Raw genomic sequence first — 14,403 nt, forward strand, 5'->3', positions numbered from 1 at the left:
TATACAACAAAAAATGATACTACCATATAGATATAGTAGCTATAAAATATTCATAACCCAAACACATCTATATCAGTTGTTAAATAGATGAAACTGGAGTACGGCACATGAAATGCTAACCTCCTTTGCGAAATAGCTGGATAATCTCTACCTATTTTATAAAAGGGGAGAAGATGGATATGTATATAGGTGGTTGCTGGATTGTCAAACCTTTAGTATTTGTCCAATACAATAACAATCAATAGTAGCAGATACTATATTACTGCTACTATTTTTTATATAAGTTAACTTAGTAACTGAAGATATACCAGTATGCGTAAAGAAATAATACTATTCGCAACCACTCTTTTTACATTAGCAATTGCTCTTAATTGCTCTAAGAATTCTAAAAACCGCTCTTCTCCAATAAAAGTCATTGAACATAAAGTGGTAGAGTTAGACAGTTCGGTTTCAAACCGCTTGGGAAGACTTTATCCAATCATATCTGCAAGTCCCAATGAAGATTACTTGGCGCTATCTAATATGAAAGGTCCACTTAGTGTAATCAAAGTTGATTACCAGGGAAATTTCATAGATCAATATGGCAGTAAAGGCAGAGGCCCTAAGGAAATACTCAGTGCACGCTTTTTTGGTTTTGATGAAGAAAACAACATCAATATATACGATAAGACACTTGCTACTATTAAAGAATTCAACCTCAAAGCTGATACTGTAAACAGCTTCAAATCTCCAATGTCTGAAGAAATAAATATTAGCTCCAATATTCTTGAACAATGTGGATCACATTGGTTTCTTGGCATTAATGATCTTAAAAAAGGTAATAATGAAATTGTCGGTAAGTTTGCAGATGATTTTACGCTAAAAGAATCATTTGGTGAAATTGATCCCTATCTTAAAGGACATAAAAGTATTTTGATGAAAACTATCTCGTCAGTTAATTGTGAAGAGGATGTAATATTCACAACTCAAATGAAAGTACCTTTCATACAGGTTTGGGATTTAAATGATTTTTCAAAAATCAAGAGAATTACTGAGGTCCCCCCCGTCATTTAGACTTTCAGATGAATTTATTGGAAAGGTAAAAGATTCTGAAAAATTAAAAGAGTTTGCGATCAACGATCAAAGTACAACGGTTTTCCTGGCTCAAAATAAAGAGTATCTACTGCATACTTTCCGAAATGAAACATCGAAATTTTATGAAACTCGAAATTACAATGATAGAAATCACTTCTTAGCTATATACTCTAAAAATGATTATCAGTTCATCAAAGAAGTTCCATTATCAGGAGCTCCACTGGGATATACTAAAGAGGGTTATATAATTACATTAGTTAACGACAACCCAAATAATTTTAAAATTAAGTTTTTAGAGATAAAAAAAGTTATCAATAGTTGATTTAACTTCGCAATTGTACTGTGGGAAAGCGCATTTGGTTAAGCAGAGTAGAAACTCTCAGCTGCGCTTATTTTCTAACGGCTACGACTTTATTGAACAACTGGCGCAAATATTTAAAACCCCTTAAGAGAAACAGATGGCCTGCCATAATTTATAAACCTTCAATCTCACTCAACGAAAATTTATAAATTTTTAGATTGAAACGATTAATCAAGAAAAGGTCATTTCCTGCCAAGACTATTTTTTGCGGAATAATTTTATTATCGGAGCTATCAACAAAAATAAATGCCCTACTCCGCCAACTATTTTTTGAAATGACCAAAAATTTGTTGCGGAAATGAACCAGAAGGCGGTCTTTGTAGCTATAAATGTCTTTTATAATATTTTTGACCCTGGCTTTTTCTTGATGCGGCATGATATTCAACGGAGTGTTAAGATCTTCCAAGTTGGTGCGAGGGAGTAGATTGACCATTTTTTTTGCATTGGGATTTTTATAAAACAGTACCGGAATACCACGATAGGCATAGAATATATCGTTTTTAGAAGGGTCCTCATCATACACCGTTGCATTATAAGTCGCCGGTTGATGGCCTTTGGGAATTAATCTATGGACCGATGAATCCTGTATCATACCACTGGAATCAGCTTTTATTATGACATGATTATCTAAATTATACGTTGGCCAAACTAATCTGTTACTGCGGAGGGCAATTACCCAATTGTTGAATAGACTCCTGTCTATTGTTTCTTGTGGAATTCTGTTTATTTCATTGCCCTCTTTATCAAAAATAAGAATACTTTTCTGAGGTGGATCAACAGTATATATAAGCGTACCATCTTCTCCATCCAGAGAATAAAGGGCAGCGGGTTTTAGAGTTTCTCCAGGACCTCTTCCCCTGGCAGACACGGTTTCTAAGTAATTTCCATCAGAACTGAACTTAAAAATACTTCCCATCATTGGATCACAAATCCAATAATTATCACCAACCTTCACAAGATCAGCAGGCGTACTGTAAACAGCATTTTTGGGATTTTTAGGATCAATCCAAAGGGAAGCAGCCAGGGTATCAACCGCTTTCTTTTTATTCCACTCTCCCGCTTTAACATATTCGTAGCTTTTGGATTGAGGAAGCTTATTGATGTATTCAGGCCAGTCTATTGAGCTGCTGCAGGCACTGTATATCAATAAGAATATACCAAATACATATGCTAAAAATCGATACCCGATAATCCTTAAATTTCTAATTAAATAGTCATTTGTTTACAATTACCACCATATTCTGCACCGCTAGTACGTCCGGAAACCATAGTACCATCCATACATTCAATATGCCAACTAAAGCCCTCGCTGTCTTCAATGATATAAGTAGCACAATTATTATTTCGACAAACATAAAAATCAGCCAATGCTTTTTGAACCAACGGGCCCACTGTAAAAAATAGTGAAATAAAAATTATTGAAACTAAATTGAAAAAGTCTTTAGTATTAAATTTCATAGCTTTTATTTTCAATTAGAAATTATTTTAACTTATTTTCTTTTTTAATTATCCGCAATTAGATTCATTCGCTAATCTTATTACATAATCTTTTTTGCAATCTCTGATAATCACTGGCAACCATATTTTGTATAGCTGTTGGTGAGTGACCGGTTTGCTCTTTCACAAACTGGTACAGTCCTTTTTCGTTGCGCAGCTTCAGCTTTTGGGCAATTTCGTAGTTGCTCAGATTCGATTTCCGTACCAAGGCAATCGCCTTGCGGGTGCGGAAGCTAATCAATACCGGCTGGGGACGCTTGCCAAATTCATTTCTAAATACATTTGAAAATTTTTTTGAACACTCGTACCCAACTGCTTGTGCCCAATATTGTACGGTAATAATATGACACACCTCATCTTGTAAAATAGATAATGCCTCTCCGATGGACGCCAGTTGCCTCTGCTTGTTCATAATAACTCCTGTAAATGTTAGATAGCCTTAACATAACAAGATGATTCTCCCCCCCTTTGTTACATTAGAAATTTTTAAGAATCAAGGAGGTCAATTGGTGTATTAGGGCGTACTTTACATTTTAAAACTGCAGTCTGGAGTCCATCCGGTACCAATTTTCAGTTAACCGGAATACCGTGCTTTCTCCCATAATCCCACCAGCAACAGGATCAGCAGCGTGCTGCAACTTAGTCCCCAGACGACTACTGTAGCCAGCGTCTGCCAAAAATCGCTCCCCTCCATAACAATAAGAGGCACCAGTCCACCAATGGTTGTCAGCGTAGTAATAAGTACCGCCCGCATCTTATTTTTATAGACGTAAAGCCAGCTTCGAAGCCCGTGAATGCCCAATCTTCGGGTATATTGTTTTTCATGCATCAGCAAAATAGCATTGTTGACCACCACGCCCACACACAGCAGCGTACCGGCAATAGCTCCGCGATCAAAGGCCAAATCGTGATAAAGAGTGCCCAGCATAACGCCCAGCAGGCTCAACGGTACCGCACCAATCACAATTAGCGGATCTATCCATGACTCCAGCAGGGCCGATACGATCATCCACACACTCAGGATGGTAAGCCCCAGCAACAACAGAACGTTTTTTGTGTTTTTGTCTCTTCCAAACGCGAAGATTCCGCCGCCGCCAAACTCCATACTCATACCTACGGGCACTGGCATTTGCTGGAGCACACTTTCTACATATTTTTCTCCCAGTCGATAGGGGCCTAAAAAATCTACCTCTACAGTGCGCTGGTACGACTGGTTTTTGCGCTGTATCATAGACTGTCTTTTTTCGCGCCCCAGCCTGGATATTCCAGCAAGCGAAAATACGGTACTGTCGGAGGGCGAAAAACGCTTTTTTTGCATCAGCAATCTACGGGTATTTTGCTGATTTTTGTTTCGTCCAATAAGATGCATTTCTCTGCCACTTAGTTCTATTTTTCCAGGAGAGTTGGTAGGATTTACATCAAGTGTAATTGCAGAAAGCACATCTGTGCGGTTTAACCCATTGAGCGCCAACTGCTCATCATTAAACTGCAGGAAATACTGATATAGATCGTCCCGGCTGCGCCAGCCGCCCGTGCCGTGAATATCCACTTCTTTTACCCGGCGGTTTTTCTTTAGCTTTGTTCGCAAATTTTTTGCCAGCCCCAAAAGCTTATCATATGAATAGCCGGTTAGCGTAATACGATGGGTGGAGGAACCGCCGCCATAACCGGTGCTGATGCCGTTTCCGAGTCCGCCCACTGAAATAGCCGAATTGCCGGTTCGGGCTGCCAAAAACTGGGCCTCAAAATAAAAAACAAAGGGCATTGTGCGGGTCAGATACTCATCTTTAATATAAAAGACCATCCGCGCGCCGCTATACTCCGACACCCGAGTCTCATAAAACGAAAAGGCTTCTTCATACGGCTTGACAATTTTTTCATAATTCCGCGCCATCTTATCAATCTCTTCAATGGGGGTACCCTGAGACGTACGAATGGTAACATAAATGCGCTGCTGTCGGTCTCTGCCTCCCCACGGACTCCCAAAATACGTTTCATTAAAAAATTTATGGGTAACGCCCCCAATCCATGGATCAATATCTCCACGATTATCAAAATAGGTTTGCGTAAATTCGGGCCACCACGTTTCCTTCTCCCAATCCGGTGTTTCTATAGCAAAAAGGGGAATACCAATAAGAAAAATCAGTGCACCGTAAAAAAGCCAGCGCAGCTTGTGCCGCCAAACAAAAAGCCCCATCAAGTATCGGCGAACCTTCTCAAAGATACCGTTTTTAAGTACCACCCATCCCGACGGTGAGTCTTGGGATTGTCGGGGTACCAACCAAATGAGTGCATACGGAATCCAGCTGAGAGCAATAAGCACTGAAGAGATCAGCGTCAATGACAGGGCTACAGCCAGCGGCACCAGAAAAATCTGTAGTTCCTCCATCGCAAAAAACAACGGAATAAATATCCCCACTGTCGTTAGCGTACTGCCCAGTACCGGCACCAAAGCCCGCGGCAGCTGCTGCTGTATATGAGCTATACGCCGATCTTTTAAATCCGGAAGACCCGGGTTCACCTGCTCAAATACTACCACAGCGTTATCGATAATCATTCCCAGCGAAACGGTAAGCCCTGCCAGCGTGATGATGTTAAGCGTATATCCGATAAAATACAGGATACTTACACTCATCAGCAGCGAAAAAAGGATGCTGCCAAGAATAACAAAGGGCGCCCGAAATCGACGGATAAATACTATTAAAATGATAAATACAGCTAATAGGCTAATGACTGCCTGGTACTGCAGGTTCCCAAACTGTTTCCGAAGCTTGTCAGTAGCGTCCCGCTCCAGCTGAATAGTCATGTCTGACGGCAGTGTGGCCGCAATCTCACTCATCCGGTTCCGAATTTGCTCAGCCAGCCCTATGGCATCGGCACCACTTTCTTTAATGAAATTTATACTCAGTGCCGGACTTCCATTTATACGCTTCAGGGTTTTTGCCGGATAATCCCGGATATCAACTTCTGCCAAATCCGACAGCTTTACAGTCCGTTGACTGCCGGGTATTGCAAGCGATATATTCCGAATCGATTCTAATCCTGAAAATTGTGGGGGCACCAGCATGCTCATACGCTTGCCGGATGATTCTACATAGCCCGAGGAACGCCACTCCAAATTGCGGCGAATATTCCCGAGTACCTGCTGGGGATTAATTTCGTAGCGCTCCAACAATTCGGTATCAAACTCAACGGTTAATGCAGGGTCACGCGCGCCGTTAATTTCGACATCGGCCACACCCTGCAAGCCGATCAGCGACAACCGGATATTCCGGCGGGCATATTCCAACAGCTGGCGAACCGGCCGCTCGCCGCTCAGCGAATAAACCACAAAGGTCTGCATCTCCTGCAGGGCTTCGGGCACCCGGCGGGTGATCGACGGCTGACGCACATTGGGCGGCAACTGCTCCTGTAGCGAAACCAAATATTCCTGCAGTTCTACCTTGCGATACTCTACCGGTGCATTGCGGTTAAAAGTGATGGTAACCCTGGCCTGTCCCTCTTCTGAAATAGATTCAATTTTCTTGACATCCCGTAGCCGGTTTGCCGATTGCTCCACCTTGCGGGTCACCTCCTGCTCCATTACTTCCGGAGAGGTGCTTCCCCAACTGTAGCTGACCGTAATGGACGGCAGGCTCAGGTCTGGCGACTGCTCGAGGGCAATCTGCTGCCAGGCAATTACACCAATGACCACCACCAGCAAATAACTGAGCGAAATAAAGTAGCGTCTGTTAAATAGTCGTGATAACATACGATTAAGATAGTGGGATCTCAGAAAATATCAATAGCATTCATAGGTAACCGTAGATTAGCATAGATTATACTCACCTGTACACCAATACGTTCACCATCTTCAGCCTAACAACTATAAATTATTTTTAAACACATTGCACCTCTTTTTCAGCATAGATAGTGGTACGGAAAAAGAATACATTTTTTAGTTTTCTTTCGCTCTCCTATCATTGCAGACAGGAATGATTTAAAACAACTCTCACAATTTTGGCTATAGCTAATTTTTCCCCATAAGTTCCATTGCTTTAACAGATTAATTGCCTGAAACGTAACTTCATTTCTCCCGAACCAAGAATCATCTTCCAGAACGATATTAACCGGAATATTCTGTTGTCGAAGATAATCATACCATTTAAGAAAAGACTTTTACAGGTGGTGCATTCTTCATTAAAAGCATTTTTTACAAGGTATAAAGTGACCTTGGTATTGCCGCAAGATCAAATATCAGATAAAGAATTTTCATGAATTTTCTTACCCTCAATAGTAAATATAGTATCATCAACAGCTAGAAGCCTCCCATTATATAGAGATCCAATTTCTTCAAAAAAATCTTCCTTTATATCGTAAACAAAAAGCACACTCCCTAACTTATAGGAATCTGCTTGGATAAAATATGTGGTCCATCTATAGATGTGGATCTATCAGTACATATTCTGGCATTATCTTCTTTTTCCGGACCACTTTCATCATCGGGCGTTTTAAAAATCGGTATCGGCTTTTATTTCTTCTGCCAAAGAATGCTCTTCTATAAATGGAATTCTTTTTCGATACAGGGAATCGCCATGGAAGATCGTTAAAGAACTTTTGGCTTCCCGAGCAACGAGAACAGTATTATTTGAGACATCCATAAGTTCAGCATCATAAAAAGGATTTATTGGATTAGGACCTTCCATCTTAAATAACATCTTTTGGTCATCCTTAAGCTGACTAAAAGTGTTAACCTGTTTACCAGTTTCTGAGAGATAGGACTCCTCGGAATCGGTAACATATCCATACATTTTTTGTTCGTAGAATATTAAACAAGATGCTGGTTTCTTAATTACCGTTCTACCACGACTCGTAAACAGATTTTTATCTATTTTCGTAATAGTCATCGCCTTATCATCCAACACATATAGAAAACTCTCTGTCAGTAAAAACTCTAAGTTATCTGTCGAAAATTCTTTGGGGGCCTTTCCCCTTTTGCCAAAAGTTTTTAAAACATCTCCTGACGTATCAATTTTTACAACCTGAAAAGTTTATTTGCAACAGCATAGAAATTCTTTCTATCATATTTCACATTACTGAATACGATCCAGCAACCCTGGGCCGGTAATCCTAACGGAACCAAAACAAAGAAAGTAAACAGTGTTAGATAATGTAAGCACCTCATCAAAATGGTTTAATTATTCGTTGGCGGTTACCCTCAGTTGGGGGTCTACAATCTGCTGATGGCTAAGGCTAAAGTGGCGGTCCACGGCAATAGTATCACCCGGGGCAATCTGCTTGTGATCAATAATCGCCCATTCACTGTTCTGGGCTGTTGGCTCTAGATACACCCATTGCACTTCGTTATTTTCAGGTTTGAGTTTAAAAAGCAGCGTTCGCCCCCCGTCCCGCGATAAAATGGCTGATCGGGGAACACGCACTTTCCCATCCTGCTTCAACGTTTGGATAAGTCCTTCTACCGTCATCCCTGGCCGTAATACTTGACTGCTATTGTTAGCCTGTACCACTACAGTCCCGGTTTTCGTTTCGGTATTTACCACCGGAGCTACCGCCTGTACTTGTCCCTGCAACTCTTGTCCGTTAGGGGCAGTCAGCCGCACGTTCATTCCTTTGTTAATATTACTCAGCTCAGATTCCAGTACATCAAAACGGATGCGTACGGTCCGGTCATCCACTAGCTGCCCCACTTCTGTACCGGCATTTACATAGGTACCGGACGAGAGCCGCTTATTCGTAGCCAACACCCCTGAAAAGGGTGCTTTAAGTGTAGCATAGGATAGATTCAGGCGGGCTTGCTTCAAATTGACCTCTGCCTGTGCCAAGCCTGTGGTAATACGCACCAGCTGTTCTCCAGGATCTTCATGCCCATTTGTCCCTCGTGCGCTGTCACGCCCGGAACGCATGCCCATCTCGATGCGATACTTCTGACGGGCTTCCTTGTACTTGTTCTGGGCTTCCTGTACTGCTATAGCATATTCTTTCTGATCAAAAGTGAGCAGTGTCTCTCCCTTACGTATTCGTTTCCCCTGCCTGATATATGAGCTATCTACATAACCGCTTATTTTCGGCTTTAACTGTACAGACTGGTTAGCTTCTACCACGCCCTGACTTTCGACATACTGGTAGATAGGTTTATCATCGGCTATAGCAAAAGTCACCTGCGGACGCACTTTGGCAGATTCCTGCTCTTCTTCGGAAAGAGGATTTTCGTTTTCAGTTTCACTTGTTTGACAGCCACTAAACAAAAGTGCCGCGCAACACACAAGTAGCGCAATCTGATAAAATGACGAATAGTTTTTTAGCATAATCGGTAGCATTCAGGGTTCTTATTCACAATAATGTATTGAGAAGCAAAGCTTTGGGCAAACCAAAAAAGATTGCAATAAAATGAGTTATAACCACTTGGGCGGCCAGGGCCAAATTTTGGCTTCAGCTCGGCCAATTAAATTCTTTTGGGGCACCAGACCAAAGTATCGACTGTCAAAGCTTTGAGTACGATTATCTCCTAACATAAAATAACTATTGGATTTTTTTTGAGGAATAGCAAAAACCTTTAATAATGTATCAGACTTTGTATTAATCATCACGTTGTGTTTATGGTCTATTATTTGGCTATTCAAAGTGGTATGAGCAAGGTATATTTGAATAGTATCTCCCGGAAGCCCAACACATCTCTTAACTAAATTCCGTTTTGATACTATCTCTGAATTATTTTGCCCTACAGGATCCTCAAAAACGACAATATCATTATGATTCATGTTCCCTATACCATTTATAGACAAATCTGGGAATGGAACATTAGTTAATGGCCAGTGGGCAGGAGTATGAAGTCGATAGGGAAATTTAAGTACTATAATATAACTGTTCGGCTGAATAGTTGGGGACATTGACTGAGTCGGCACATAATAGACCGAAAAAAGCAGTGCCTTACATAACCAAGAGATAATGACTATTGCTCCAATAAGTTTAAGCCACCGGACTAGCTTTTTAGCCCGAACAGAAAACCAATAGTGTCGATTGCTAACTTTCACTTATACACTGAATTAAATAATGAATTCACCCTCCTGAAAAACCAAGTGCTTTTTTGTGGATTTTTGTCATTGCTTACATAAGATAATTGCACAAGTCCATTCTGGTCAATAACTAACATAATAGGTACGGTCACTTGTTTTTCGTTTATCGGAATTAGTTGACTTAAATCATCTATAGAAACCATTTTCAACTTTTTACCAACTAATTTATTAATATCATATCTCATCCCAATATCTAAGACCGTAATCGCTTTTGAATAATCTTGAGCTAACTTTTTGAGCTTGGGCAATTCTAACTCTATCGAAGCAGGACAATATGACTTTGGGAACAAAGTAATTAATTGAAGCTCAGACCTATTTTTTGATAGCAGTAATTTATCAACAAAGATATTTTTATTTGTCTGGCTGAAAATCACCTTTTGCTTAATTTCCTTGGCCGTTTTGTCATTATTTATGTCACTACTTGTTATAAATAAGAAATAACAATTTAGTGAAAATAACGCTGCCACTGCTAACCACAATTTAACATTATGAGTGAGTTTTGACTTAAACATGTTATTGAATTTGTTGAGATTCAAAACAACTACGTGATTCCACAGCAATGTTAATTTGGCAATTTGTAAACAGCCAGCCTGCGATTATCATTTTTAGAATCCCATTCAATTACAAATATCTTAGTATCAGACATCGTAAAATCCTCCACCGGATGGTTAAAAATATAAGACCGTAAATAACCCCCATCCTCAATATTATAAGTATCCAAACAATAATACCATGAGTTTTTATTGCCTGAAAAACCAGCATAAAGCTTATTATTCCGCACCCACACATCTCCGCTCACGCGACGTGCATCATCAGAACGAGTATACCATTTTCCATCTTTGGTAACCATTGGTTCTTTGTTCGGTTCAAAAGACTGGACACTACGTGAAAATATAATGCTACCTCCAGAATCGTACTTTCGGATGTAATTTTTATAAGAACCTACGATAAAAAGGTTCTCATTATGGCAGGTTACCTCTCCATTCATATAAGCCGGAAATCGCTGCATCCGATCCTCAATTTTTTGAAATGAGTTGAGTAATTTACCTCCTTTTGTTAACACACTCATGACCCCACTCGGCAGATATTGCTCAGATACTGTGTAAAGTTTGAAATTACACACTGCTAATTTAGCAGGTCGTACATAATTTCGATTGGCCGGAAGACTTTTAAGTAATTCCCCGCTTGGAGACCACTTGGTTATTCGACTAGCATTCTTATCGGTTACCCAAATATTACCATCCTTGTCGAACTTTACGTCACTTGGATAGCGGAATTCTTTAGGACCATTCCCAACCCCGTTTCCCAAAAGCTTTATATCAGAAAGACTGTCATGGGGAAAATATACAATATGCTCTAGCTGATAGTCATAGCCGGCTATATTTCCTTTGGAGTCAACAGTCAAAAATGCAAGCTCATAAAGTTCAAAATCACTTAAGGTAATTTTGGGACCGATCGATACCAAGCTATCTTCCAGTCCTATTCGTTTATCAGTTTTTTGGGGTTGAGACTCATAATTTTGATAAAAAGATTTTGGCACCTGGGCACTAATATTCGAGACTAAAAAAAACGTAAGAACAATAGCTGATATTCTAATTTTCATATTAATTTGGTTATGGTTACAAATAGAATAAGCTGGTTAGATACCTATCTAACCAGCTTAAAATTATTATTCCGTTTACCGCTCTTTCTGGAATGATTCCTCCCCTTGATCAATACTTTCCTTTTTGGGTTCATCCATATCCGTCCCGTTACAATGTCTGATTATTTCTATAGGCCCAATTTCAATTACAGTATGACTTTCACCACAATCTCCTTTGGAGCCTTCACATCCGCGTCTGCCACACGGTCCGGCAAAAGCCTTTTGGGTTTGTACTAACGGTATTACATTAGCACGTTTTGCAACTTCTCTTTTAGCATCCGTTTCATTATTGCTAACTTTAATATTGAAAATTAATAAACATACGAATGCAGATATCAATAAGATATTAGTGAAAATATTAGTCAAATTTTTCATAATACTCTCTGTATTAATTAGATTTACTATTAATAAATAGTGTAATTATTTGTCAACCAATGAGGTTAGTAATAACTATATTGAAATTTTAAATACTTTAAATATCCCATTCATGAATTAACTACTGAAATAGTTGTTGAATTATTTATTTCAACTTTTCTTTCGCCATTTGCCAGGCGAAACTCCTTCCTGACGTTTAAAGGCCTTGATATACGTCGATGGCCTGCGATATCCGACATGGTAAGCAACCTTCAGTATTGACATCTTTCCCAATTTCGGCAATCTGAGTAATTTTTGGGATGCGCTAACCCTATGCAAATTAATATACGATTTGGGTTTTAGCCCTGCATAATATTCAAATTGCCCCGACAACCGATGACTCTTAATAATACCGCGATCTTTCATATAGGAAATATCTAAATCGGGATGATATAACCGACGGCTTATAAATCGGGAAACCGCTGTAACTTCATGCGGCCACGGAATGCCGTTTTCATTCTTCATTTTAAGTAAACAACCGGATAGCTGTGATCGATAATCCTCAAGTTTCTGCTTAATGATCTTCCTATATATGCTCATTGGAATAGTATGTGATAAAAGTTAGCATCGAAAGGTCTGGCTCTCCTTTACATACAGGATTATCGGGAAGGGCAATTGTTACAGATGTTTTACGACTATTAAAGCAACCTAATCTTATTTCTGCTTTATCCAGAAGTGAAAGAAATCAATTCATCTCATCTTTTTCGCACCAAATTAAACAGGTCCGTAGTATCATCCATCGAAGGCGTCGTCAGTGGAATAGACAAATCGATCCTGTGATCTTCGCTCATAAATTGCAAAAACGTGCGCTCCTGAATATTAAGGCGTATATTTTTGAGATTATTGGCAAGATTAGTCTTCTTAACTCTAAGTTTTTCGTTTGTCTGCTCGATTTTATTTCGCTGATAAAGGCTGTACATATTCAACAAAACCAATATAATCCCAATTGTCCATACCCATTTTGAATTTATTTCCTTCACGACAATACAATTTAGTCTGTAAATTTCGTTTTTATTTGCGCAAACATTAATACTGGATTATCTAGTGGGTCTAAATTTTTAGCAAATTCAAGTAATTCTTTTTCATGTTTATTGCGTTTGCTTTCTGGCATTTTTTTTATGGCTTTGGCCTTTTTTAAAAGATCACTGGGCTGTATTTCAGTTACCAATTCGTTTTTATATTTAGCTTTAAAATACGGCGTGAGCCCATTGTCAATATCATTCACCAGTTTTTTAGCAACAACCGATTTATCCTTCTTCTTCAAATAGAATACAGGATATGACTTTTGTCTGTCCCAAAAAATAGAAAAATAAATTAAGTGATCTGTTTCTAGAAATCGGGATATGTACGAAGCATATTCTCTATTAATTGTTTTTTCAATAAATTTATAACCTTTTTTTAAATTTTTCCTCTCCCTAAACAATGATTCCGGTACATTATATGGCCCGAAATCAAGAGTATATCTCACAGCAATTTTATCTTTTTTTAATTCATAAATATTATAAGAAGGATGGAAGTATAATAGCTGTTTGCCATTATAACGGGGGAAATTATTAGTTACCCCAAAACCTAAGCCCGACTTATACTTTTCAATTTTTAGAAACCGTCTGAATACTTTTTCTTCATCGAAGTACAATAAATTAAATCCTGTATTTTCAATTTCCCCACTGCTATAAGTACTATTATTCATAAATAATGCATAACCACTCCCAGGCAATAATGTAATTTTATCGGGATCAATCTTTATAGATATTCGATCTAAGAATTCACCTTTATAAGAATATTTATGAATTTCTTGAAAACCTAATACTATGATTTCATTTAGCTGTGTATTAACCGTAAAATCCCTTGCATATAGCATTTCCTGTGGCCCACGACCTTTTGTTATTTTAATCTGGTTAATAAACTTACCTGAAAAGCCATAAATAAATATCGAAGGTGTGTTTTTTTCAAAAATAAATATTTTACTATCCCGGATTAATATTTTTCGGACTTTCCCAATGAGTTGTTCTTTTTTGTTCTCAAGCTTTAAATACTGGATATTCTGAAAAATATCAGACATTTGAACAGTTTTACTACCTTCCAGATCTATTGCCAGTTTTTTCTTATTTCTTTCAATTACTTTACTCTTAGTCGTATGATTACAAAAATTTAGAAAAAGTAATGTCAGGAATAACAATAAATAATTTAAAATTTTCATAATGAGAGGCTGATACTGAATAAAAAAATTGAGTTATTAATTACTCATTTTATACATAAACTTTCATAAAAAAAGAATAACCTGCCCCAAGTTAATCTAGGCAGGTTATTAATATTTATATTTATTGAAAACCCACATCACC

General features: G+C 38.7%; 15 protein-coding genes. 2 read left to right on the plus strand and 13 right to left on the minus strand.

The features are described 5' to 3' along the window. The first annotated feature begins 312 nt into the window (after positions 1-312). On the plus strand, positions 313-1,053 hold the full coding sequence (locus LX73_RS06510) for a 6-bladed beta-propeller (RefSeq protein WP_148898680.1): 741 nt from the start codon (positions 313-315) through the stop codon (positions 1,051-1,053). Then, on the plus strand, positions 1,004-1,396 hold the full coding sequence (locus LX73_RS06515; protein WP_148898681.1) for a hypothetical protein: 393 nt from the start codon (positions 1,004-1,006) through the stop codon (positions 1,394-1,396). Before LX73_RS06510 ends, LX73_RS06515 begins: the two co-directional genes overlap by 50 nt. Before the next feature lie 151 nt (positions 1,397-1,547). Here LX73_RS06515 and LX73_RS06520 read toward each other — a convergent pair whose 3' ends face one another. The 13 genes from LX73_RS06520 to LX73_RS06580 all read right to left on the minus strand — a co-directional run bounded on the left by LX73_RS06520 (position 1,548) and on the right by LX73_RS06580 (position 14,261). Next, the gene (locus LX73_RS06520) at positions 1,548-2,582 is read right to left on the minus strand and encodes a 6-bladed beta-propeller (protein WP_148898682.1); all 1,035 of its coding nucleotides are present in this window, start codon (positions 2,580-2,582) and stop codon (positions 1,548-1,550) included. Between the two features lie 59 nt (positions 2,583-2,641). Continuing rightward, positions 2,642-2,893, minus strand: a complete 252-nt coding sequence (locus LX73_RS06525; RefSeq protein WP_148898683.1) for a hypothetical protein — start codon at positions 2,891-2,893, stop codon at positions 2,642-2,644. A gap of 64 nt (positions 2,894-2,957) precedes the next feature. Next, complete coding sequence (locus tag LX73_RS06530) at positions 2,958-3,344, minus strand: helix-turn-helix domain-containing protein (protein WP_148898684.1); 387 nt, start codon at positions 3,342-3,344, stop codon at positions 2,958-2,960. 162 nt (positions 3,345-3,506) lie between these two features. After that, entirely contained in the window at positions 3,507-6,683 is a 3,177-nt protein-coding gene (locus LX73_RS06535; RefSeq protein ID WP_148898685.1) for an efflux RND transporter permease subunit, read from the minus strand. Between the two features lie 739 nt (positions 6,684-7,422). Beyond that, a complete protein-coding gene (locus tag LX73_RS06540; protein ID WP_148898686.1) occupies positions 7,423-7,722 on the minus strand; it encodes a hypothetical protein in 300 nt (99 codons plus the stop codon). 387 nt (positions 7,723-8,109) lie between these two features. Then, a complete protein-coding gene (locus LX73_RS06545; RefSeq protein WP_148898687.1) occupies positions 8,110-9,249 on the minus strand; it encodes an efflux RND transporter periplasmic adaptor subunit in 1,140 nt (379 codons plus the stop codon). A gap of 75 nt (positions 9,250-9,324) precedes the next feature. After that, positions 9,325-9,963: a signal peptidase I gene (gene lepB, locus LX73_RS06550; protein ID WP_148898688.1), complete on the minus strand. Its 639-nt coding sequence runs from the start codon at positions 9,961-9,963 to the stop codon at positions 9,325-9,327. Beyond that, entirely contained in the window at positions 9,960-10,517 is a 558-nt protein-coding gene (locus LX73_RS06555; protein ID WP_148898689.1) for a hypothetical protein, read from the minus strand. Before LX73_RS06555 ends, lepB begins: the two co-directional genes overlap by 4 nt. 50 nt (positions 10,518-10,567) lie before the next feature. After that, positions 10,568-11,608 carry an NHL repeat-containing protein gene (locus LX73_RS06560; protein WP_148898690.1) on the minus strand — a complete coding sequence of 347 codons (1,041 nt, stop codon included), beginning with the start codon at positions 11,606-11,608 and terminating at the stop codon, positions 10,568-10,570. 75 nt (positions 11,609-11,683) lie between these two features. Then, positions 11,684-12,022, minus strand: coding sequence for a hypothetical protein (locus LX73_RS06565; protein WP_148898691.1), 339 nt, complete (start codon positions 12,020-12,022; stop codon positions 11,684-11,686). A 150-nt stretch (positions 12,023-12,172) separates the two neighbouring features. After that, a complete protein-coding gene (locus tag LX73_RS06570) occupies positions 12,173-12,601 on the minus strand; it encodes a helix-turn-helix domain-containing protein (RefSeq protein ID WP_148898692.1) in 429 nt (142 codons plus the stop codon). 155 nt (positions 12,602-12,756) lie between these two features. Continuing rightward, a complete protein-coding gene (locus tag LX73_RS06575) occupies positions 12,757-12,981 on the minus strand; it encodes a hypothetical protein (RefSeq protein ID WP_148898693.1) in 225 nt (74 codons plus the stop codon). Positions 12,982-13,052: 71 nt separating this feature from the next. Then, the gene (locus LX73_RS06580) at positions 13,053-14,261 is read right to left on the minus strand and encodes a 6-bladed beta-propeller (protein WP_148898694.1); all 1,209 of its coding nucleotides are present in this window, start codon (positions 14,259-14,261) and stop codon (positions 13,053-13,055) included. Positions 14,262-14,403: the final 142 nt, after the last annotated feature.

It is taken from the genome of Fodinibius salinus (assembly GCF_008124865.1).
GTDB classification, from domain to species: domain Bacteria; phylum Bacteroidota; class Rhodothermia; order Balneolales; family Balneolaceae; genus Fodinibius; species Fodinibius salinus.

What these genes read in the sequence shown, in the direction of transcription:
- LX73_RS06570 (WP_148898692.1), bottom strand. Translation starts at nt 12,601, where the DNA reads ATGAGCATATATAGGAAGATCATTAAGCAGAAACTTGAGGATTATCGA.
- LX73_RS06530 (WP_148898684.1), bottom strand. Translation starts at nt 3,344, where the DNA reads ATGAACAAGCAGAGGCAACTGGCGTCCATCGGAGAGGCATTATCTATT.
- LX73_RS06525 (WP_148898683.1), bottom strand. Translation starts at nt 2,893, where the DNA reads ATGAAATTTAATACTAAAGACTTTTTCAATTTAGTTTCAATAATTTTT.
- LX73_RS06560 (WP_148898690.1), bottom strand. Translation starts at nt 11,608, where the DNA reads ATGAAAATTAGAATATCAGCTATTGTTCTTACGTTTTTTTTAGTCTCG.
- LX73_RS06535 (WP_148898685.1), bottom strand. Translation starts at nt 6,683, where the DNA reads ATGTTATCACGACTATTTAACAGACGCTACTTTATTTCGCTCAGTTAT.
- LX73_RS06555 (WP_148898689.1), bottom strand. Translation starts at nt 10,517, where the DNA reads ATGTTTAAGTCAAAACTCACTCATAATGTTAAATTGTGGTTAGCAGTG.
- LX73_RS06515 (WP_148898681.1), top strand. Translation starts at nt 1,004, where the DNA reads ATGATTTTTCAAAAATCAAGAGAATTACTGAGGTCCCCCCCGTCATTT.
- LX73_RS06510 (WP_148898680.1), top strand. Translation starts at nt 313, where the DNA reads ATGCGTAAAGAAATAATACTATTCGCAACCACTCTTTTTACATTAGCA.
- LX73_RS06580 (WP_148898694.1), bottom strand. Translation starts at nt 14,261, where the DNA reads ATGAAAATTTTAAATTATTTATTGTTATTCCTGACATTACTTTTTCTA.
- LX73_RS06565 (WP_148898691.1), bottom strand. Translation starts at nt 12,022, where the DNA reads ATGAAAAATTTGACTAATATTTTCACTAATATCTTATTGATATCTGCA.
- LX73_RS06540 (WP_148898686.1), bottom strand. Translation starts at nt 7,722, where the DNA reads ATGTATGGATATGTTACCGATTCCGAGGAGTCCTATCTCTCAGAAACT.
- LX73_RS06575 (WP_148898693.1), bottom strand. Translation starts at nt 12,981, where the DNA reads ATGTACAGCCTTTATCAGCGAAATAAAATCGAGCAGACAAACGAAAAA.
- LX73_RS06545 (WP_148898687.1), bottom strand. Translation starts at nt 9,249, where the DNA reads ATGCTACCGATTATGCTAAAAAACTATTCGTCATTTTATCAGATTGCG.